Source organism: Paenibacillus favisporus (genome assembly GCF_040545415.1).
GTDB lineage: Bacteria > Bacillota > Bacilli > Paenibacillales > Paenibacillaceae > Paenibacillus_AQ > Paenibacillus_AQ favisporus.
Window position 1 is genome coordinate 673,286 of record NZ_JBEPLV010000004.1, and the last position, 18,944, is coordinate 692,229.

General features: G+C 55.9%; 17 protein-coding genes. 12 read left to right on the plus strand and 5 right to left on the minus strand.

What is annotated here, in order from left to right; all coding sequences use genetic code 11:
* Nucleotides 1–74 precede the first annotated feature (74 nt).
* Nucleotides 75–1,415: an ArsB/NhaD family transporter gene (locus ABID47_RS20930; protein WP_354499728.1), complete on the minus strand. Its 1,341-nt coding sequence runs from the start codon at nucleotides 1,413–1,415 to the stop codon at nucleotides 75–77.
* 329 nt (nucleotides 1,416–1,744) lie between these two features.
* On the opposite strand from ABID47_RS20930, the gene ABID47_RS20935 reads away from it, so the two are divergent.
* From ABID47_RS20935 to ABID47_RS20945, 3 genes are all read left to right on the plus strand, one after another.
* The gene (locus tag ABID47_RS20935; RefSeq protein ID WP_354499564.1) at nucleotides 1,745–3,442 is read left to right on the plus strand and encodes a glycoside hydrolase family 13 protein; all 1,698 of its coding nucleotides are present in this window, start codon (nucleotides 1,745–1,747) and stop codon (nucleotides 3,440–3,442) included.
* A gap of 488 nt (nucleotides 3,443–3,930) precedes the next feature.
* Nucleotides 3,931–5,925, plus strand: a complete 1,995-nt coding sequence (locus ABID47_RS20940; protein ID WP_354499566.1) for an endonuclease MutS2 — start codon at nucleotides 3,931–3,933, stop codon at nucleotides 5,923–5,925.
* Between the two features lie 173 nt (nucleotides 5,926–6,098).
* Nucleotides 6,099–6,518 (plus strand): TipAS antibiotic-recognition domain-containing protein, encoded by a 420-nt coding sequence (locus ABID47_RS20945; protein ID WP_354499568.1) that lies wholly within the window; start codon nucleotides 6,099–6,101, stop codon nucleotides 6,516–6,518.
* A 132-nt stretch (nucleotides 6,519–6,650) separates the two neighbouring features.
* Here ABID47_RS20945 and ABID47_RS20950 read toward each other — a convergent pair whose 3' ends face one another.
* From ABID47_RS20950 to ABID47_RS20960, 3 genes are all read right to left on the minus strand, one after another.
* A complete protein-coding gene (locus tag ABID47_RS20950) occupies nucleotides 6,651–8,318 on the minus strand; it encodes a hypothetical protein (RefSeq protein ID WP_354499570.1) in 1,668 nt (555 codons plus the stop codon).
* A complete protein-coding gene (locus ABID47_RS20955; RefSeq protein ID WP_116234289.1) occupies nucleotides 8,266–8,832 on the minus strand; it encodes an RNA polymerase sigma factor in 567 nt (188 codons plus the stop codon). Before ABID47_RS20955 ends, ABID47_RS20950 begins: the two co-directional genes overlap by 53 nt.
* 179 nt (nucleotides 8,833–9,011) lie before the next feature.
* Nucleotides 9,012–9,491, minus strand: coding sequence for a GAF domain-containing protein (locus ABID47_RS20960; RefSeq protein ID WP_076175928.1), 480 nt, complete (start codon nucleotides 9,489–9,491; stop codon nucleotides 9,012–9,014).
* Nucleotides 9,492–9,738: 247 nt separating this feature from the next.
* Here ABID47_RS20960 and ABID47_RS20965 point away from each other — a divergent pair, with 247 nt between their 5' ends.
* Both ABID47_RS20965 and ABID47_RS20970 read left to right on the plus strand, forming a co-directional pair.
* Nucleotides 9,739–10,047 carry a hypothetical protein gene (locus tag ABID47_RS20965; protein ID WP_076175925.1) on the plus strand — a complete coding sequence of 103 codons (309 nt, stop codon included), beginning with the start codon at nucleotides 9,739–9,741 and terminating at the stop codon, nucleotides 10,045–10,047.
* 71 nt (nucleotides 10,048–10,118) lie between these two features.
* Nucleotides 10,119–10,601, plus strand: a complete 483-nt coding sequence (locus ABID47_RS20970) for a hypothetical protein (protein WP_116234290.1) — start codon at nucleotides 10,119–10,121, stop codon at nucleotides 10,599–10,601.
* Between the two features lie 112 nt (nucleotides 10,602–10,713).
* Here ABID47_RS20970 and ABID47_RS20975 read toward each other — a convergent pair whose 3' ends face one another.
* Complete coding sequence (locus tag ABID47_RS20975; protein ID WP_354499573.1) at nucleotides 10,714–11,718, minus strand: alpha/beta hydrolase; 1,005 nt, start codon at nucleotides 11,716–11,718, stop codon at nucleotides 10,714–10,716.
* A 304-nt stretch (nucleotides 11,719–12,022) separates the two neighbouring features.
* Here ABID47_RS20975 and ABID47_RS20980 point away from each other — a divergent pair, with 304 nt between their 5' ends.
* The 7 genes from ABID47_RS20980 to ABID47_RS21010 all read left to right on the plus strand — a co-directional run bounded on the left by ABID47_RS20980 (nucleotide 12,023) and on the right by ABID47_RS21010 (nucleotide 18,838).
* Complete coding sequence (locus ABID47_RS20980) at nucleotides 12,023–12,745, plus strand: thioredoxin domain-containing protein (RefSeq protein WP_240913486.1); 723 nt, start codon at nucleotides 12,023–12,025, stop codon at nucleotides 12,743–12,745.
* A gap of 12 nt (nucleotides 12,746–12,757) precedes the next feature.
* Entirely contained in the window at nucleotides 12,758–13,195 is a 438-nt protein-coding gene (locus ABID47_RS20985) for a disulfide oxidoreductase (protein ID WP_354499575.1), read from the plus strand.
* Between the two features lie 181 nt (nucleotides 13,196–13,376).
* Nucleotides 13,377–13,955, plus strand: coding sequence for a GNAT family N-acetyltransferase (locus tag ABID47_RS20990; RefSeq protein WP_354499577.1), 579 nt, complete (start codon nucleotides 13,377–13,379; stop codon nucleotides 13,953–13,955).
* Between the two features lie 22 nt (nucleotides 13,956–13,977).
* On the plus strand, nucleotides 13,978–14,751 hold the full coding sequence (locus ABID47_RS20995; protein WP_116234293.1) for an energy-coupling factor transporter transmembrane component T family protein: 774 nt from the start codon (nucleotides 13,978–13,980) through the stop codon (nucleotides 14,749–14,751).
* A 116-nt stretch (nucleotides 14,752–14,867) separates the two neighbouring features.
* Complete coding sequence (locus ABID47_RS21000) at nucleotides 14,868–15,485, plus strand: ECF transporter S component (protein ID WP_089549034.1); 618 nt, start codon at nucleotides 14,868–14,870, stop codon at nucleotides 15,483–15,485.
* A complete protein-coding gene (locus tag ABID47_RS21005; RefSeq protein WP_354499580.1) occupies nucleotides 15,466–17,094 on the plus strand; it encodes an ABC transporter ATP-binding protein in 1,629 nt (542 codons plus the stop codon). The genes ABID47_RS21000 and ABID47_RS21005 overlap by 20 nt, the downstream gene beginning before the upstream one ends.
* Before the next feature lie 202 nt (nucleotides 17,095–17,296).
* Nucleotides 17,297–18,838 (plus strand): MDR family MFS transporter, encoded by a 1,542-nt coding sequence (locus ABID47_RS21010; RefSeq protein ID WP_354499582.1) that lies wholly within the window; start codon nucleotides 17,297–17,299, stop codon nucleotides 18,836–18,838.
* The last annotated feature ends 106 nt before the right edge of the window (nucleotides 18,839–18,944 follow it).

Genomic DNA, 18,944 nt, shown 5'->3' on the forward strand with positions numbered 1-18,944 from the left:
CCTTGCCTAGAAGCATCTGTGCCACCAGCTGCCCCCAATCTGCAGCAACACCAACGCCCTACTGCCTTCGGCCGCTACATCAAATACCGAAGATACACGTATGCGCTGGCCAGAACGATGGACAGCAGCATCATCGGGAAACCGAGCTTCAGAAACTGGGCGAACTTGATCGGATATCCTTCCTTGGCAGCCATGCCGGCCACGATCAGGTTGGCGCTCGCACCGATCAGGGAGCCGTTGCCTCCCAGGCAGGCGCCCAGGGCCAAGCTCCACCACAGCGGCTCCAAATTGCTGATGCCAAGGCTGCCCATGTCCTGGATCATCGGGATCATGGTCGCGACAAACGGAATGTTGTCGATAAAAGCGGACGCGATTGCGCTCATCCACAGGATGAGCATCGACGTTGCCGCGACGTCACCGCCGGTGAGATCGGTAGCTTTTTCCGCCAGGGTGGCGATGACCCCTGTTTCGATCAGGCCGGCCACCAGCACGAACAATCCCACGAAGAAAAAGATCGTCGGCCATTCAACCTTGGCAAAAGCCTCCTCCAGCATATGCTCGCCCGTCAGCAGAAGCAGCAGGAAAGCACCGGCGAGGGCGACGGTAGCCGACTCAAGGTGAACCAGCTGGTGAAGGAAGAAGCCGATGATCGTCAGACCCATCACCGTCAGGCATTTGATCAGGAGCTTGCGGTCGGTGAGCAGCTCTTTTTCATCCAGATCCATAATGCTCTGCATCAGCTCCGGCGTCGTCTTGATCTGCTTGCGGAACATGAGAATAAATAGCGGAATAAATACGGCGAGAATGATCACCGCAATGGGCGCCAAATTATTGATAAAGGCGACAAAAGTCAGCTCCTTCACCGCGCTGCCGATCATAATGTTTGGCGGGTCACCGATCAGGGTGGCGGTGCCGCCGACGTTGGACGCCATGATCTGGGTGATCAGAAATGGCGTCGGGTTAACCCGCAGCTGCCGGGTAATGCTGAGCGTGACGGGAACCATAAGCAGAACGGTGGTCACGTTGTCGAGAAACGCCGATCCGATCGCGGTAATCAGAATCAGCGCCACCATGATGGCGACAGGCCGGCCCTTGGCCTTTTTCGCGGCCCATACGGCAATGAATTTGAATAATCCCGTCTCAGCTGTAATATTGACGATGATCATCATGCCGACGAGCAGGCCGAGCGTGTTGAAATCGATATGATGAATCGCGGACTCCTGGCTCACGATGCCGAATATGACCATGAGCGCACCGCCGATCATTGCCACGATCGTCCGGTGAATTTTTTCCGCGATAATAAATGCGTAAACAATGAGAAAAATACCAATAGCCAGTATTGCTTGCTGTTCCATAGCGTGCCTCCCCATCCTGTATATGTGTGAGTCATTAAAGTCTGCAGCCCGGGCCTGGATGAATGAAAAAGATCGGCATGCCGTATAGCGTATCCAGATCTCTACATTTTTTTACCGGGACTTCAAAATCGACGTGTCTATCCTCCTTTACATCAAGATGGAGGGGTGCATGGCGGACCCGCACAATGAATGAGAGGGAAAAAAAGACAAAAGGAGCCCGCACATGGCAGGCTCCTCCAATTGAATTCTATTTGATTGAAATGTAAAAACTTGCTCTCATTCTGAAAGGTAAACCGGAAATCGGTTTACAATAATTATAAAGTGTTCGCGCGATCTTGTAAACAACCGTCGGATATCCGGCACAAAATGGAGCACGTAAGGAGCAGATTATGAACAAAAAATGGTGGAAAGAAGCCGTAGTGTATCAAATCTATCCGATCAGCTTCCTCGACACGAACGGTGACGGCAAGGGGGATCTGCTCGGCATAATATCGAGACTGGATTACTTGAAGGATCTGGGGGTCGACGTGATCTGGATCTGCCCGATCTACAAGTCCCCCAATCACGATAACGGGTACGATATCAGCGACTACTGCGACATTATGGAGGAGTTCGGCACGATGGAGGAGTTTGACCGTCTGCTGCGGGAGGCGCATGCGCGCGGTCTCAAAATCATGATGGATCTGGTCCTGAACCATACCTCGGATGAGCATCCATGGTTTGTCGAGTCGCGGTCGAGCAAGGATAATCCGAAACGGGATTTTTATATATGGCGCAAAGGCAAAGACGGGCATCCGCCGAACAACTGGGAGTCCTATTTCAGCGGCTCGGTCTGGGAATACGACGAGAAGACAGGCGAGTATTATCTCCATCTGTACTCCAAGCATCAGCCAGACCTGAACTGGGAAAATCAGAAGGTAATCGACAGCATGCATGAAATGGTGGAATGGTGGCTCAAAAAAGGCGTGGACGGATTCCGTTTCGACGCGATCGCGCATATTGTCAAAGCGGTCGGCCTGCCGGACGGGGACAACCCGGACCAGCTGCCGACGGTGCGCGCCTATGAATTGTTTTCCAACCTGGAAAACGTGCACACCCTCCTGAACAACCTGTATGAACGGGTACTGTTCCACTATGACATCATGACCGTCGGCGAGACGTCGGGTCTGGGTCCGGAGCAGGCGCTCAGCTATGTCGGGGATACGCGCAACGAGCTGAACATGGTATTCCAGTTCGAGCATATGCAGCTCGATGCAGGTTCTTCCGGCTCCGGCAAGTGGGATATTCGTCCCTGGAACCTGCTGGAGCTGAAAAAGGTCATCAGCGGGTGGCAGACGGTGCTGCACGGCAAGGGCTGGAATGCGAATTATTGGTGCAACCACGATCAGCCGAGATCGGTGTCCCGGTTCGGGGACGACCAGAAGTACCGGGTGGAGTCGGCGAAGATGCTGGCGACCTTCCTGCACATGCTCGAAGGCACGCCGTATATTTACCAAGGCGAGGAGATCGGCATGACGAACATCTCCTTCGCCTCGATTGACGATTACCGTGACGTGGAAACGCTGAATTACTATGAGGAGCAGCTGGATCAGGGCGTGCCCGAAGAGCAGGTCATGCAGGCGATTTGGAAAAAAAGCCGGGACAACGCCCGTACGCCGATGCAGTGGACCAATGGGGAGCATGCAGGCTTTACGCGGGGCACGCCGTGGATCGAAGTGAATTCGAACTATCCGCTGATCAATGTGGAGGATGCGATTAAGGATCCGAATTCGATCTACCATTACTATAAAAAGCTTATCGCCCTCCGCAAGCAGCATGAAGTCATCGTGTACGGCGAATACAAGCTGCTGCTTCCGCTCGACAAGGAGTTGTATGTGTATACCCGGACGCTGGAGGACCAGTGTCTCCTGGTCATCCTGAACTTTTTCGGAGGCGAGCCGGTGCTGAAGCTGCCGGCGGAGCTCGTGCCGGAGGCCAAGCAGCTGCTGATCTCCAACTACCCCGTCAAGGGGGAGGAGGACCTCGGGAATTTGAAGCTGCGGCCGTATGAAGCGAGAGTCTACCTCATGAAGACACCAGCCCCTTGACTTCATGGCGCAAACTTGGTAAATTTACTTCATCCTATAACAAGGGAGAGATTTTGATGACGGTGGTTGTTCTTAACTAATCAAACTCCATATCGGCTGTATGACACGAAGACAGGCGAGGAATGCCCGGGAGGGCACTCTTTCTTTCAATGCGCCTCTTTGCAGAATGCAGTCTTGGAAATAGTTAAGAACACGCGAAGCATCAAACGACAATCCCTTGCGGACTGTTTGAAACCTTTGTGATCCGAATCGGTGGAGCGTTGGCCGCTCGACCGTTGTCATGCCGGATAAGGGCCGCCGCCTAATGGGCGGCTGGCTCTCCGGCGTACAGGACCGTGCTCTTTGCAGCACGGTTTTTTTGCGTACCGCAAAGGCAGCAGACAAAGGCAGTCCGGCAGACCAGGGGCAGGAATCGCATGCGCGTATTCTCTGCCCCTTTTTGCGTTGCCATAGGAAGATATAACAAGAAACAGGAGGATGAACTACCAATGGATCAAACGACGATGATCATGCTGGAATACGACAAAATGAAGGAAGCGTTGAGGGACTACGCGGTTTCGTATGAAGGACGCAGGCATATCGATGAATTGGAGCCGCTGACCACGGCCAGTGCAGTCCGCAGGGCGCTGGATGAGACGGCGGAAGCCAAGGCGCTGCTGGATAAAGGGGCCAGCGTCCCGCTGCCATCCCTGGAAGGGGTTGACCGGATCGTCTCCCTGCTGCATACAGGGTACCTGTTCGACGAGCAGGATTTTACCGCGGTCCATACGTTTCTGCACAGCTGCGGGCAGCTGCGTAAGTACATGGCCGGGAAGCGCGACATCGCGCCGGGCATCAGCTCCTATGTTTCCTCGATGCAGGAGCTTGCGAAGCTGAAGAGCGAAATTGAGCGCTGCATCCGGTTTGGCCGGGTGGACGACCAAGCCAGCAAAAACCTGGAGCGCGTCCGCAAGAAGATCGCCATCGTGAAGGAGCGCATTCAGAAAAAGATCGCCGCGATTCTGTCCAGGCACGGCTCGATTTTGCAGGAAAACCTGGTCAGCGTCCGGGGCGGCCGGTACGTCATTCCGGTCAAGCGGGAGTATCACAAAACGATCAAGGGCTCGGTGCTCGACCAGTCGACGAGCGGGCAGACCGTCTTTGTGGAGCCGGAGGAGGTCGCCCATCTTCAAAGCGAGCTTGGCATGCACGAAGCGGATGAGGCCCGGGAAGAAGGCATCGTGCTGAGCGCGTTGACCGGGCTGCTTGAAGCGGCATCGGCCGATCTGCTGCTGAACATCGATATCACGGGAACGTACGATTTTATTTTTGCCAAAGCAAAATACAGCCGCACCTTGGGCGGGAACAATGTTCTTCTTAGCGACAGCGGGCGCATCAAAGTAAGCGGAGCGCGGCATCCGTTCATGCTGAAGACGATGGTGCCGCTGCGGCTGGAGCTGGGCGGCGGTTACCGCTCGCTGATCATTACCGGGCCGAATACCGGCGGCAAGACGGTGGCGCTCAAGACGCTCGGGCTGCTCACCCTGATGGTGCAGTCGGGTCTGCTCGTGCCGGTGGAGGAAGGCAGCACGTTCACCGTATTCACTAAAGTGCTGTCGGCGATCGGAGACGGGCAGAGCATCGAGCAATCGCTCAGCACCTTTTCCGCCCAAATTAAGCGCCTGATCGGGATGGTGGATGCGGCGGACCGCCATACCCTACTGCTGATCGATGAGCTGGCGGCCGGAACGGATCCGGGGGAAGGGATGTCCCTGTCGATCGCCATTCTGGAAGAGCTCAGCAACAGAGGCGCCATGATCATGGTCACGACGCATTTTAACGAGCTGAAGACGTTTGCGGCACGGACGCCGGGTTTCCAGAACGCCCGGATGGAGTTCGATGTCGAGACGCTGGAGCCGCTTTACCGGCTGACGATCGGGGAGGCGGGGCAGAGCTACGCGATTCAAATCGCCACAAAGCTGGGGATGACAGCAGGTATTATCGAGCGGTCGCAGGAAATTTTGCAGAGGCAGAAGCCACTGCCTGCCCTGCAGCCCGATGCAGCCGAGGAACATCCCATTGTTCAAACGGAGTCTGAGCAGATGGAGGAAACAGCTCAGTCCTTCGACCCACTTGAAGCCAATGAGGGCGATGGAGCCGGGAGCCGGGATCAGGCGGATGAGGATCAGGAACAAGCATCGGCCGCGCCCGTGCGCAAGCTTGAGGTAGGTGACGCTGTCTATGTCAGCTCCTATGGGCGAACCGGCATCGTCTACGAGCCGGAGGACGCCATGGGCATGGTAGGGGTCATGATCCAGAAGGAGAAGATCCGGATCAACCAGAAGCGGCTCAAGCTGTTCATTGAGAAGAGCGAACTGTACCCTGAGGACTATGATTTCGACATTATTTTTGAGTCCAAGGAGAACCGGAAGAAGAGCAAGCTGATGAACCGCAAGCATGTCGAAGGGCTGTCCATCATTCGCGATTCCGACTCGAAGCCCTAAATTGTGAATCGGGTTACGGAAGAAAAAAATGTTAAAAAAAGCGGATAAATGCCCTTCCGGTAGCGGTTAAATTCCTGCGAAACGGGTAATTGGAAGATGACAAGACCTGACATCATTCGTGCAGACCATGAGGCAAAAGATATAGATCAGAAAGTCAAGTGGAGGGAGAAACGATGGAACCAGACAAAAGAGGCCGGGACTCAGGCCCGGCCGGATCCAATGTGACCGAGCAGGACGTGCTGACCCAGCTGGGAGGCGAGTCCGAAACGCAGGAGAGCAAGTATAAAATGCAGCTGTGGACCAAGGAAGACTACCTGCGGTCCCAGCGGGAAATCGATCAGATTAACCGGGATTTAAAGGCGGCCATCGAGGAAGGCCATCACCCGGGTGCTCCGCAGGTTCAGCGGATCATCCGCAGGCATTATGAATGGATGAGCCGTTATTATACGCCGTCGGCAATGGTATATATCGGATTGGGAAACTTATATGTGGAACAGACCGAGCACAAGCAGCTGTTTACGGCATACCATCCGCAGCTTCCCGTTTTTTTACGGGACGGGATGATCATATTCGCCGAGCGCGAGCTGAAGTAAGGAAGATGAACAAGGGTGAGCAAAACAAGCCCGCCTGGCCGATGAATGGCCGGGCGGGCTTCTGCCGTATACGGAGGAGCATTTGGTTCATTTCATGGGGGCGGATCCGAGAACTGAATTTACCAAAAGGCGTTAATTAATGGCCGCTTCAACCGTCTCGTCCGGCTCGAGCAGCACGTAAATGCCCGGGTTCAGCTGCAGCGCCGTTCCTTCCGGAAGGTTCGAATATGTCTCCACTTTGGTAAACGGCCCGCTCGAGGGCGGCGCAGGGACGTAGTCCGGGAGGATCTCTTTTCCGCCGGCACGGATCACCGATTGCGATACCCCTTTAAAAGTCGGGTCCTCAGAGGAAGACTTCACGATCAACTGGCTGCCCTTCAGATAGTAGGTGAACGTGACCTTCCGTCCGTCCAGATCCATCTGCACCTGCTGTTCAGTGGCAGTCGGCTCGGCCAAATCGTACCAATGCTTCGAAAGGTCCCTTTTTGTAATTTCCAAACCTGAGAAGATAAGCTTCATCGGTTCCCCCGACCAATCTTTGAACCATGTCGGCGACTCAAAGCGCAGGTAGCCTTCATCCAAATATTCCCGGTGCCGGACCTTCTCGTACATGCCGGTATGATAGTCACCGCCTTCGATGCGCCGGTCCCCCAGCTGCAGGGATACTTTCGTAAAGCGTCTCACGCCCTCAGTCCAGTCATTGGAATACTGCCTGTATGGGATTCGGATCTGAAGCGGCGTGATGACCAGCTGTTTCAGGTTCAAATTGACGTTTGCGGCCTGTTCCTCATTTGCCGGAAGCGGTTTGCTGTAAATGGCTTCGCTGGCCTTGCTGCCGTCTGCGTTGAAGTCAAAAGCCCAGGTTCCCGCTACTCTCTTGATCTCCTGCAAATAGGTCAGGTGAAGCTTGGCTCCCTTCCAATCCCGTTCCGGAATGGTGAAGGTCGACTGGCACAGCAAATCGTTACCGTCCGGGGGCAGGACCGCCCGGGACACGCTTTGATACGTGTGCGAACCGGAGGTGATCACCAGGTGGGGGTCCAGATCGCCTGGATCCTCAAGCGGTGACGTCAGGGCATACCGGATGGTCAATTGGTCGTTTTTCCGGACGATCGATTGGATCTCCACAGCCGCGAAGCCGCCTGCAGACGACGATGGAGCCAGCATGGAACCTTCGGCAATATTTCCCGCAAGAGGCAGATCGTCATATTGGTAAAATACCAGGTTGCTGGCGTCCAAGTGCATGCTCCGTTTAGACTTCTTCAGCTCATCCTGCAGCTCGAACATCCCTTTCAGGGTATCTTTCTCCTCATCGCGCTTGAGCAGAACGTTTGGCTTGGCATCTGTTCCCTTGGAATCGGACAGGGAGACGGATTCGAAATCGACGGCGTCATAATCCGGAAGGCTCGGAACCTGCATCGTAAAAAGCACATCCATCTGCTCGCCGTCGGTCACGACGCCGTGCAGCTTCATCGTTGTGCCCGACTGCCGGGCACTCAAATCCAGCGGCTCGCCAAAGCCGTGCTGAATGGCATTGTTCACACCCGGCCGTCCCCACAAGTCCCAGCTTGGGTTTATGGCTGCAAACACGGGAACGGCTACCGCCAGGAAGACCACAGCGGAAGCGGCCGCCGGAACCCACTTGCGGGTCACCGATGACCTATTTACAGTTGAAGACTGGCCTGAACGCCGTCGCCCAACCTCTTCCTCGATCGTGCTCCACATCGCTTCAAAATCGGGAGCGGGCTCAGGCTTTCGTGAAATGGCCCGTTCCATCTGTTCCAAGCTGAATCGGTTCATCGTCGTTCTCTCCTTTCATGAGGGGGCAGGAGGGCTTAGCGATATATTTTCTCATGAGCGAAAGCCCCTTATTGATTCTGGATTTGACGGTCCCCAAGGGAACGCCGATCATGTCGGCGATCTCCTGCTGGGACAGCCCGTTAATGTAACGGAGAATCATCACCATCCGAATGTTCGCAGGAAGCCGTCCGTAGAGCCGGGACAGCTCTAAGGCCAGTTCCCGCCCTTCGACGGTTTCCTCGACCGAATGCGGGACAGCCGCCAAATGCCGATAGGAAAAGAGCTTTTCCTTGATGACGCCCGCTTTCGAGCGGCGAAGCGAGTTTTTGCACAGATTCGCGGCGATTTGAATAAGCCAGCGCCGGATATCCTGAATAGAGCTCCGGTCCGCGAGCAGTGCCCGGATAAACGTCTCCTGGCAGAGGTCTTCGGCATCTTCCCTGCGCTGCATCATATAGTAGCAAAAGCTGTAGACATCCCGGTTAAAGGTCTCGAACAGCTCTTTGTCCGTCATTGCTTCACCTTCCTTGACATGCAAAGATCCATGGAACCGATGCCGGCCGGCGGTTGTTCCATCTGACCATAAGACAAACAACGCCGTGTTTTCGTTCATTATCTTATCATGCAGGAATGGAAAAAAGCGGTCTTCCGCATTATAAGCAGAAGACCGCTTTATTTTCCCAGGATCCTATATTACAGCTGTGCCGTCAAAATACCGGCAAACTGTTCGAGAAACTGCCGCTCATCTTGGTCAAAACGCCCTTTCAGCGGGCTGTCGATATCGAGTACGCCGATCAGGCGCTCTCCCTGGACCAGCGGAACGACGATCTCACTGTTCGAGGCGGCATCGCAGGCGATATGCCCGGGAAACTCATGCACGTCATCGACCACAATCGTTCTCCGCTCGGCTGCCGCTGTACCGCATACCCCTTTACCCAAAGGAATGCGGATGCAGGCCGGGAGCCCCTGAAACGGTCCGAGAACCAGCTCAGTTCCATCGAAAAGATAGAAACCAACCCAATTTATGTCAGGAAGGAAGCTATTCAGCAGGGCCGAGGCGTTGGCTAGATTGGCAATGGAGCTGGGCTCATCATGGATGAGCGACTTAAGCTGTTCGAGGACGGCTGCAAATTGGTCATTCCGGTTTCCTTCGTAGGGAAGGGCTTGAAACATGACGATCCACCTCATTTCTGTCTTTTAACCGTTGGTTAATTATAAAAGATAGTATACAGGAATTCCTCCCACGTCAAGTAAAATTCCTCCCTCTAAAAGTAATGGTCATTTCCTGTGAAGCTTGCTGATTCCGGCGTCCGGCATGGCTTAAACAGGGATTCGTATTGTTTCCCGGCAGCGGAAGAAGGGTAAACAATGGTAATGACAGGCTCATTTTTACAGGCGTTCGCCGGAAGGAGAGGAATCTATGCGTGCAGACGTACAAAATTTATTCATGAGTATCCACATGCTTTACCATGCCCATCACCATGACTTGACCATCCGTGATATGCAGCCCGTGCTGGAGGCGCACGGCTACAAGGTGGGGGAACGGGAAGTGAAGCAGCAGCTGGAGCGCCTGACCGAATTGAACTTTCTGACGGCTCACGGCGATGAATACAGCTTGACCGGAACGGGAATCGGGGAGTTCAAGGAAATTCAGGTCATGCTTCAGAAGCTGTGCGGGGAAGTGCTGGCACCACTTGAAGAAACGGAGAGCGCGAATGCCGGTGCATAACGCCCAGGCTTCCAAGATCAACTTCCTGCCACCTAGAATCGTTACCGCATCTTAGAATGGAGGGAATGAATATGCACAAATGGTTGACTACGGTTTCGACGACAAGCCCGGTGCGGGTGCTGGCGGCGGAGCTGCCCGATGCAGGGACTGAGCACAGCGCGCACGGGGCATGGTATTGGTTGTCCTATGCGCTGGCGATTCTTGTGTTCGGATTTGCTATATATGTCATGATTGGAGCGCGTTTGAAGCGCCGGCTCAGTCGTTTGAAGCATACGCTGTCGGATGAATTGGTAAAGGTCAACGGCACCCTGGTAGCCGAAAAATCCTCGGAATTAACAGAGGAAAGAGCCGGCCAATATGCGCAGTCCCATATCCGCAGGCTGACGGATTTGAGGGACCGGCTGAGATCGGATGTGGATGAACTGAGCGAGCTGGACGTTTCCGTATTCGACCTGAAGGGATTAAACCAAGCGATCAGTCATTACAACGCGGAGAAAATGAGCATCCAGGAAGACTTCGCGGCAGAGGAGAGCAAGCAGTACAGGATGCGATAAGGCTGGCTTCATGTTCAGAAAATGGAAAAGCCCCTTGGTCCGAAGGAGAGGAGTCCGGAGTCCAAGGGGTTTTTTTGAGTTGTAATTAATGTTGTGAGCTGGTACAGAAGTCTTACATATTAAATTCCGGCTGAGGAAGCCCCGCCTGCACAGGCTCTTCCACAAGCTCCTCGGCCTGTTCCGGCTGCATGGCAGGTACGGCGCCTTCCATCACGTCGCGGACAAATTCCTGCACGGCTTTTTTATACAGCTCCGGGTTGACCCCCAGCGCATTGCCGTGGGAGGCTCCTTCAACGAGAAGAAGCCGTTTCATTCCCTCTTTGGCGGCAAACAGTTCCTCGCTCATCTCCGTCGGGATATAGCGGTCCCGTGTACCATGGATAAACATGACGGGAACGTGGCTGTACCGGGCGGAACGGACAGGGCTGACCTGATTCAGCGTAAAGCCTGCTTTCCGGAACAGTCTGCGGTCGACGAGCGGAAGGAACACAACCGCGGGTATACGGTTCAGTGCCTGCATTTGATGATGCATCAGGCGCGTGAGATCGGAATAAGGGCAGTCGGCGATGACAAAGGCGGCGTCCGTGTGAGGCAGCGACAGGTATTCCAGCACGGTGCCTCCTCCAAGCGACATGCCGTGCAGGCCGACGACCGAGTCGCTGCCGTACGTGGCGCGTATCCACCGGATCCAGGAGTCGATGTCGTGCTTTTCGTGGAACCCGTAGGTCGTATATTTGCCTTCGCTTTTTCCGTGCCGGCGCAGGTCGATCAGAAGTGTGTTGAACCCATCTTCCCGGAAAATGTCCATAAAGGGAATCGATGCCGGAAGCGAGGCGGTATATCCATGGACGAGAATGACGAAACGGTTGGAGCCCGAAGGGTGCGGTATGAGCATGCCGTTCAGCTTCAGTCCGTCATAGCTCGTAATTTGAACCTCCTCCTTGGGCAGCGACTCAAAGTAGTCTTGCTTGAACAGCCCGACCTGCTCCATGGCTTGAAAGGTCTGCTCGTACGTGAGGGCTTTCATCTGCGTCATTTGATAAAAGGCGTAACGTGTAATTCCCATCGCGGCCAGAACAGCGGCAAAAACGACAATAACGGCAGTCTGCCACTCCATAAGATATTCCCCCCTTATTTTCATACAATTACGGTAAAAGTAGTATCACCGGAACGTTTCAAGTCAACTCATATTTTCATGAAAAAGATCACTACGGGCTGTCATGTAATTGATTTTGTTACAATTTATTTAACAATTCCCGATTTGACCGGTTTTGGAAGCGGTTCTTTCTGGTCATCGGCGGGGGGAGATGCTAGAATAACCTAGAGAAGAAGTGTTAAGTAACTTACATTAAGGAAGAACTAAAGACCCAAATGCCAAGGCGCCTCAGCTTTAGTTCACAGGAAAGGAGACGTCAGGCTTCGTGAAACCGAAGAAGAAGCAAGTCAACACCGTGGCCCAACGTAAAGCCCAGCGGGCAGCGCAGGAGAAACGCATGAAGCGGATCATGTGGATTACAGGTGCATGTATCGTCGTGCTGGTCCTGCTGCTGGTGTTCATTCGGCCGCAATCCAAGGAAGCATCGTTTGATTACAGCTCGCTCCCGGTGCTGGGAAATCCGGAAGCCCCGATCAAGATCGTGGAGATGGGCGACTATAAGTGCCCGGCCTGCCAGTATTTCAGTCAGGACATCGAGCCGAGCCTGCAGAAGGATTTTATCGATTCCGGTAAAGCCGCGCTCTATTTCATGAATTACCTTATCATCAGTCCAAATGCGGACTCCAACACGGCTGCATTGGCCGCGCAATCGGTGTTCCATCAGAACAAGGATGAATTTTGGAAGTATTACCACGTACTCTTCGACAACCAGCAGGATGAAAAAACCGAGTGGGCAACGCCCGAGTTTCTGGTGAAGCTGGCCCGCGACAATAACATCAAAGTGGATTACGATCAGCTTAGCAAGGACATCGAGGAGAAGACGTACCAGGATGAAGTGGACAGCCATATGGCTACCGGCAATAAGCTTCGCGTGAACAGCACGCCAACGCTGTACGTGAACGGCGAGAAGGTAGCGGAGAATGTCACGCTCGATTACAACGCACTCAAGAGCTATTTGGATAAAAAGTCGGCTGACACCGACAAGTAAGGGGAGTTTCGGATGGAAGGCAACCGTTTCATTGCGTTCATCAAGCCCTACAGCCTGTATTTTGCCTGGATCGTGTCCCTTATCGCCACGGGAGGCAGCCTGTATTTAAGCGAAGTGATGCACTACGAACCGTGCAGGCTGTGCTGGTTTCAGCGGATATTCATGTATCCGGAAGTGATTCTGCTCGGAATCGCCAGCTATAAAAATGACCGTAAAATCATTCCTTATGCGGTGACCCTCAGCGCGATCGGCGGCTGCATCTCGATCTATCATTATGCGGAGCAGAAGATTCCGGCGCTTGCCAATGCACTGCCGTGCAAGGTAGGCATTCCCTGCAATTTCGATTATTTGAACTGGTTCGGCTTCATTACGATCCCGCTTCTGGCATTGATTGCTTTTATTTTTATCATTGCGTTTCTGCTGTTGGGAAGAACGGAAGCACAGCAATAATGGTGTAAAATACAGCGATGGACAAGCACTCCGGCTGCAGCCCTCCTCACGGACACAGGGGAAGCGCCGAAGTGCTTTTTGCGTTCATATGGCAGAAACCGGGAGGGCAGTCGCTCTTGTGCTGCAGGGGGCAGGCGTTGTACATTGATAATATTGCAAAGTACACGAAAGGGGCGTTGGGATGAGCTATCAATGCAGCGGGCATATTCCCGAGCTTGAAGGGCCGCGGATCCGGCTGCGTCCGCTCGAGGAAGGCGACGCCCCGGCACTGTATGCGTGCTGGTCGGACGAGGAGGTTCGGAAGTACTCGGATCTTCCGGACCTGCCGGACGAAGCGGCGGCAGCGGAGCTCATTCGGCTGCTGAACCGTTTGTCGGCCACCGAGGATGGGCTCCGCTGGGGAATTCTCCTGCCGGAGGCCGGGATCATCGGCAGCTGCGGTTTTAATTGGTGGCAGTTGGAGGGTGCCTACCGGGGAGAAATCGGCTGCGAGCTTGCGAGGCCCCATTGGGGAAAGGGCTACATGCGCGAAGCGATCGGCCTGATGCTCGGATTCGGCTATCGGACCATGGGCCTCAACCGGATCGAAGCGCTGACCGATCCGCGGAATGAACGAGCCGTCCGTCTGTTCGGGTCCCTCGGATTCACGGACGAAGGACGGCTGAGACAGTACCGCCATACGGCTTCAGGCTTTCACGATGCACTGCTCCATTCGCTGCTGCGTGAAGAGTGGGAGCAGGCGGAGTATAACAAGTTTTAGATCAAGGAGGAGCGATCAAACGATGATCCTATCGTATCAAGGGGGAGGCTCGCCGCTGCACCGCATCGACCCGCTCAGCAAGCTCGTGGTCCTTCTATGCATCGCCGTGCTGACGATGCGTTTGCACACATCGGCAGGGCAGGCACTGCTGCTGCTGGCGGCCTCGTTCATGGCCCGAACGGCAGGCGGAATCAGCTGGAGAAGGCAGTGGAAAGCGATGGCTTTCCTGATCGGTTTTGCGGTTCCGTACTTTGTACTGACCCTGCTGACCGTACCCGGCAGCCATACCATCTGGCAGTTCGGCGTGCTGCACGTCACGACGGAGGGAGCCGATGCGGCCGGTTCGGTCACGCTGCGCATGTTTACGGTTTTTCTCTCATCCTTTGTCTACATGGTCACGACCGATCCCGGCGATCTCGTCACCGCGTTAACCCGGCGGATGAAGGTTCCTTACCGGTTCGCCTTCGGCATTTCGATGGCGCTCACGTTTTTGCCTTTGCTGCAAGAAGAAGGGAGAAGCATCTCGGCTGCCCATCAGGTCAGGGGAGCGGCACGCCCCAAGGGAATCAAGCAGCGTTTAGGCTGGTGGAAGGTGTTTGTGTCCGCCATTTTGCATAATGCTGTGCGCCGGATTCAGCAAACCGCGGGAGCGATGGAAGCCAAAGGCTTTGGCGCATATCCAGAGCGTACGTTTCTAAGGGAGCAGCAGCCGTCTGCAGCCGGGCAAATCATGGCGGTTGGGGCCGTGCTGATTACCGCGGCATTGTGGTGGTATATCCATATTGTTAACCTGTAATTTATTTTTAGGTTGACGTTTCGAATCCGATCATGCACAATAGCAGGGAGGCCTGGCCATGCGAGTCCTCAAGGGTGAGAAATCCCACCATTTTCCTGATTAGGAGTTGACATGAGATGGAAACTTTATCACAATCAAAGAGACGTGTTGTCCCGTTTACGACGCTGGACATCGTGCTGATGGCGATGCTGGCCACAGCGAACGCGGTATTGACCTTTTATTTATCTTACATTAATAAAATGCTGAACAGCCTGGGCGGGCCCGTGGCGACCTCTACCATCGTCGGCGTGTACATGGTGTACGGCCTGCTGGCCTATTACATTATCCGCAAGCCGGGAACCGCGGCAATTACATACGGAATCGGCGGCGCGATCCAGTGCTTCGTAGGCAATACGTACGGGATTGCGGCGAGCATCGTGGCGGCGCTGTGCTATCTGGTTGTGGCGGAGGCCGTATTTTTTCTGCTTCGCTACAAACGCTGGAATGCCGGTGCGATGATGCTGGTCGGCGGCGCGATGGTGCCGATCTGGTTCATTTGCGCGGCGAACATGTTCGGGTATACGTCCTGGAGCTTTCAGGTGCTGGCAATAACGATGGTGGTGCGGATCATCAGCGGTATCGTGCTGTGCGGCCTGCTCACGAAGGTGCTGGGGGATATGCTTCAGCGGAGCGGACTGCTTAAACGTTTTGCCATTGGCAGAAAGGCTTCTGCGGATGCAGGGAACTTCCATTGAGCTGACGGAGCTTTCTTATTGGTACGAAGATGTGGAGCAGCCTGCGCTCCGCGGCGTGTCGCTCACGATTCCCGCAGGACAGTTTACGGCGGTGATCGGTCCGGGCGGCAGCGGCAAGTCTACCCTGTGCCAGCTGCTTAGCGGCTATCTTCCACGGAGCGGAGGCGGCCGCCGGGAAGGGAAAGTGCGGCTGGACACGATTGACCCGGCGGAAGCTCCGATCGCTGAGATCGCCAAGGTGGCCGGCATCGTGTTCCAGGATCCCGACGCCCAGCTGGTGAGGGGCGTCGTCGAGGATGAGGCCGCGTTCGGGCCCGAGAATCTCCGCGTGCCGCCGGCGGAGATCGAGTCCCGCGTGGCCGAAGCGCTGGCGGCGGTGAACCTGACCGCCCGCCGCCGCTCCCCGGTGCGCGAGCTGTCCGGCGGACAGCGCCAGCGCACCGCCATTGCCGCGGTGCTGTCGCTGTCGCCGCGGATGATCGTCTTCGACGATGCATCCGCCAGCCTCGACCCCGCGGCGCAGGCGCAGTTCGTGCAGCTCTGCCGCAGGCTGCACGCCGAGGGCCGGACCGTCGTCACGGTGTCCGGCCGCTTCGACGATGCCGCGCGCGCTGCGGAGCGCGTCATCGTCCTGGACGGCGGCGCAGTCCTGATGGACGGAGCGCCGCAGGAGCTGCTGCGCACCAGCCGGGACCGGCTGGCGCAGCTCGGCGTGCTGCCCCCATGGGAGGGGGCAGCGGAAGCCGGCGGCCCGGCAGGTGGCCGCCGCGAGGTCCCGGAAGCCGGCGCGCATGCAGCCGAGCCGGCCGCCGGGACCCTGCAGAGCGCCGGCATGGTGACGGCGCCGGCGCAGAGGCCGCCGGATGCGGATTGCCCCGGCGGTGACTCGGCTTCCGGACCGCTGCTGGAGGTCCGGAACCTGAGCTACACTTACCCCGGAGGGCAGGAAGCGCTCCGGGACGTCTCGTTTGCGATGCATCCGGGAGCGTGGGGCATGCTGACCGGTGAGAACGGTTCGGGCAAAACGACGCTCACCCGCCTCCTGATGGGCCTGCTGCCGGTTCCTTCCCGTTCGGTATATTGGAAGGGGCGGGACGTATCCGGTATGCCGGTTCATCATCTGGCCGGGGACATCGGATACGTGTTCCAGCAGCCGGAGCATCAGTTCGTGGAGCATACGGTGTGGGATGAGCTCGTGTACGGCTTGCGGACTCGAAGCGGCTGGCGCCGGCGGCAAGCTGAACTGACGCCTGAGCAGACCGAAGCGGCCGAGGCGCTGCTTGCGGCTGCCGGGCTGAGCGGACGTCGTCAAGACTCTCCATACCTGCTCAGCCAAGGTGAGAAGAAGCTGCTCAGCGTCATCGGCCAACTGATCCAGCCGAAAGCCCTATACATTCTCGATGAGCCCACCTCAGGCATCGATTACCGCGCCGCGCAGCGGCTGCTGAATCTGTGCCGGGGTGCCGCCGCCCGGGGGGCTGCCCTGCTCATGATTACCCACGACCCCCGCCTGGTGGAGGAGGATGCTTCTTTCGTGCTGCGGCTCGATCAAGGCAAGGTCGAAGATTACCGGCAGTTGGGCCGGAATCACGGACTTATTCATGTATGATCATAGGCAGGAAAATTTCATTTGAGTGACGGTCGAAGGATCGTCTACGCATGAAACTTCTTGCCCTTCTATTTTAATAAACCCTATGCATCCGCCCAGTCTGAAAAGCGGTCTCTTTGCCAGAGGCCATTTTTCGTGCACTGGGTGGATACGTTTCGTTATAAGGAAACTTTGTCAAAACGGGAGAAAGGATACAAATAACGTGAATCGATCTGACCATTTGCCTGGAAAGCAGAGCCGGAACTGGATTCTGGCCGGAATCCTCGTATCCACGTTCTTGTCGGCCATCGAAGGAACCGTAACGGGACCGGCCGGTCCGGCCATCATCAGCAGCTTTGGCGGCATGAAGCTCCTCAGCTGGATTTTTACCGCGTACCTGCTGACCATGGCTGTATCCACTCCGATTTTCGGAAAAATCAGCGACCTGTACGGCCGCAAACCGGTATTTCAAATCGGGTCGCTGCTGTTTGTCTTGGGATCGCTGCTGTGCGGCTTCTCGCAAAGTATGGGACAGCTGATCGCGTTCCGGGCCATTCAGGGCATCGGTGCGGGGGCGGTCATTCCGGTCACTTTTACGATTATCGGGGACGTCTACCGGATTGAAGAACGCGCCAAAATCCAGGGACTCATTAGTTCGGTCTGGGGCATTGCCTCCCTGATCGGACCGCTCATCGGCGGATACTTTGTCGACTATTTGAATTGGCGTTGGATTTTCGGCTTTAACGTGCCATTCGGGCTGCTGTCCATGTGGATGATCGCCCGCCATTTCCACGAGCAGCGACAGGTGCGTACCGAAACGCATGTCGATTTCGCGGGCGCCGGAACGTTTACGGTGGGGATGACGGCGCTGCTGTTCGCGCTGGCGACCGGCGGGCAGTTTTTTGCCTGGTCTTCGGTGTGGATCGTGCTCTGCATCGTGCTTGCCTTGGTTTTCCTGGCAGCCTTTATCGTGGTGGAGGCCCGGGCGAAGGAGCCGATGCTGCCGCTGAAGCTGTTCAGGATTCGCGACATTTCCGTGTCCACCGTCGCCGCCATGCTGACCAGCGCGCTGCTGATCGGCCTCACGACGTATACGCCGCTCTGGATTCAAGGGGTCATGGGCAAAAATGCCACGATGTCCGGGCTGACGATGGCACCGATGTCGATCGGCTGGCTGTTCGGCTCCGTAGCGGGGAGCCGGCTCATTCTTACCGCCGGTTCGCGGAAAACGACGCTGATCGGCCTGGCCGGCATCGTGATCGGGGCTCTCGGGTTAGCCTGGATCGGCGAGGGGACGCCGCATTACGTGATTTTGATTTTTACCTTTATCTACGGCCTCGGCTTCGGATATTCCAACACGGTGTTCACGATTATTGCACAGTCCTCGGTCGGTTACTCGCTTCGCGGCGCGTCGACGGCGCTGAATACCTTTATCCGCTCGCTGGGCCAGACGGTCGGCGTCGCTGTCTTTGGATCGTTGATCAACTTGACGCTGGCCGGGCGTCTCGCCGATACTCCCGGGCTGGAGCGGGTCGGCCAAGAAGAGGTCAACCAACTGTTGACTCCGGAAGGAAGCGCATCGCTTCCCAAGGAGTTGTGGAGCGAGCTGAGGCATATTCTTGAGGGGAGCCTCCATTCCCTGTATGTCGTGATGGCTGTCATCGCCGTCATAAGCCTTCTGATCGTGCTCGGACTGCGGAATACGGTTCCTTCAGCCGGTCCGGAGGAAGAGGAGGAAAGAGCGCGGGAAGGCGCGAATGGATAAAACCTCATAGCGTTGCTATCGCAGCAAGGATTCTTCGATGTCCGGAGAATCCTTGTTTTTTTGGAATCCCTCGGCTCGCCAATACCGTAACATCGTCATTGTTCGA

Coding starts and splice junctions, on each gene's coding strand:
- ABID47_RS20995 (WP_116234293.1), top strand. CDS start 13,978: ATGATCCTATCGTATCAAGGGGGAGGCTCGCCGCTGCACCGCATCGAC.
- ABID47_RS20950 (WP_354499570.1), bottom strand. CDS start 8,318: ATGAACCGATTCAGCTTGGAACAGATGGAACGGGCCATTTCACGAAAG.
- ABID47_RS20960 (WP_076175928.1), bottom strand. CDS start 9,491: ATGTTTCAAGCCCTTCCCTACGAAGGAAACCGGAATGACCAATTTGCA.
- ABID47_RS20955 (WP_116234289.1), bottom strand. CDS start 8,832: ATGACGGACAAAGAGCTGTTCGAGACCTTTAACCGGGATGTCTACAGC.
- ABID47_RS21000 (WP_089549034.1), top strand. CDS start 14,868: ATGGAAACTTTATCACAATCAAAGAGACGTGTTGTCCCGTTTACGACG.
- ABID47_RS20970 (WP_116234290.1), top strand. CDS start 10,119: ATGCACAAATGGTTGACTACGGTTTCGACGACAAGCCCGGTGCGGGTG.
- ABID47_RS20945 (WP_354499568.1), top strand. CDS start 6,099: ATGGAACCAGACAAAAGAGGCCGGGACTCAGGCCCGGCCGGATCCAAT.
- ABID47_RS20990 (WP_354499577.1), top strand. CDS start 13,377: ATGAGCTATCAATGCAGCGGGCATATTCCCGAGCTTGAAGGGCCGCGG.
- ABID47_RS21005 (WP_354499580.1), top strand. CDS start 15,466: ATGCAGGGAACTTCCATTGAGCTGACGGAGCTTTCTTATTGGTACGAA.
- ABID47_RS20975 (WP_354499573.1), bottom strand. CDS start 11,718: ATGGAGTGGCAGACTGCCGTTATTGTCGTTTTTGCCGCTGTTCTGGCC.
- ABID47_RS20965 (WP_076175925.1), top strand. CDS start 9,739: ATGCGTGCAGACGTACAAAATTTATTCATGAGTATCCACATGCTTTAC.
- ABID47_RS20935 (WP_354499564.1), top strand. CDS start 1,745: ATGAACAAAAAATGGTGGAAAGAAGCCGTAGTGTATCAAATCTATCCG.
- ABID47_RS20985 (WP_354499575.1), top strand. CDS start 12,758: ATGGAAGGCAACCGTTTCATTGCGTTCATCAAGCCCTACAGCCTGTAT.
- ABID47_RS20940 (WP_354499566.1), top strand. CDS start 3,931: ATGGATCAAACGACGATGATCATGCTGGAATACGACAAAATGAAGGAA.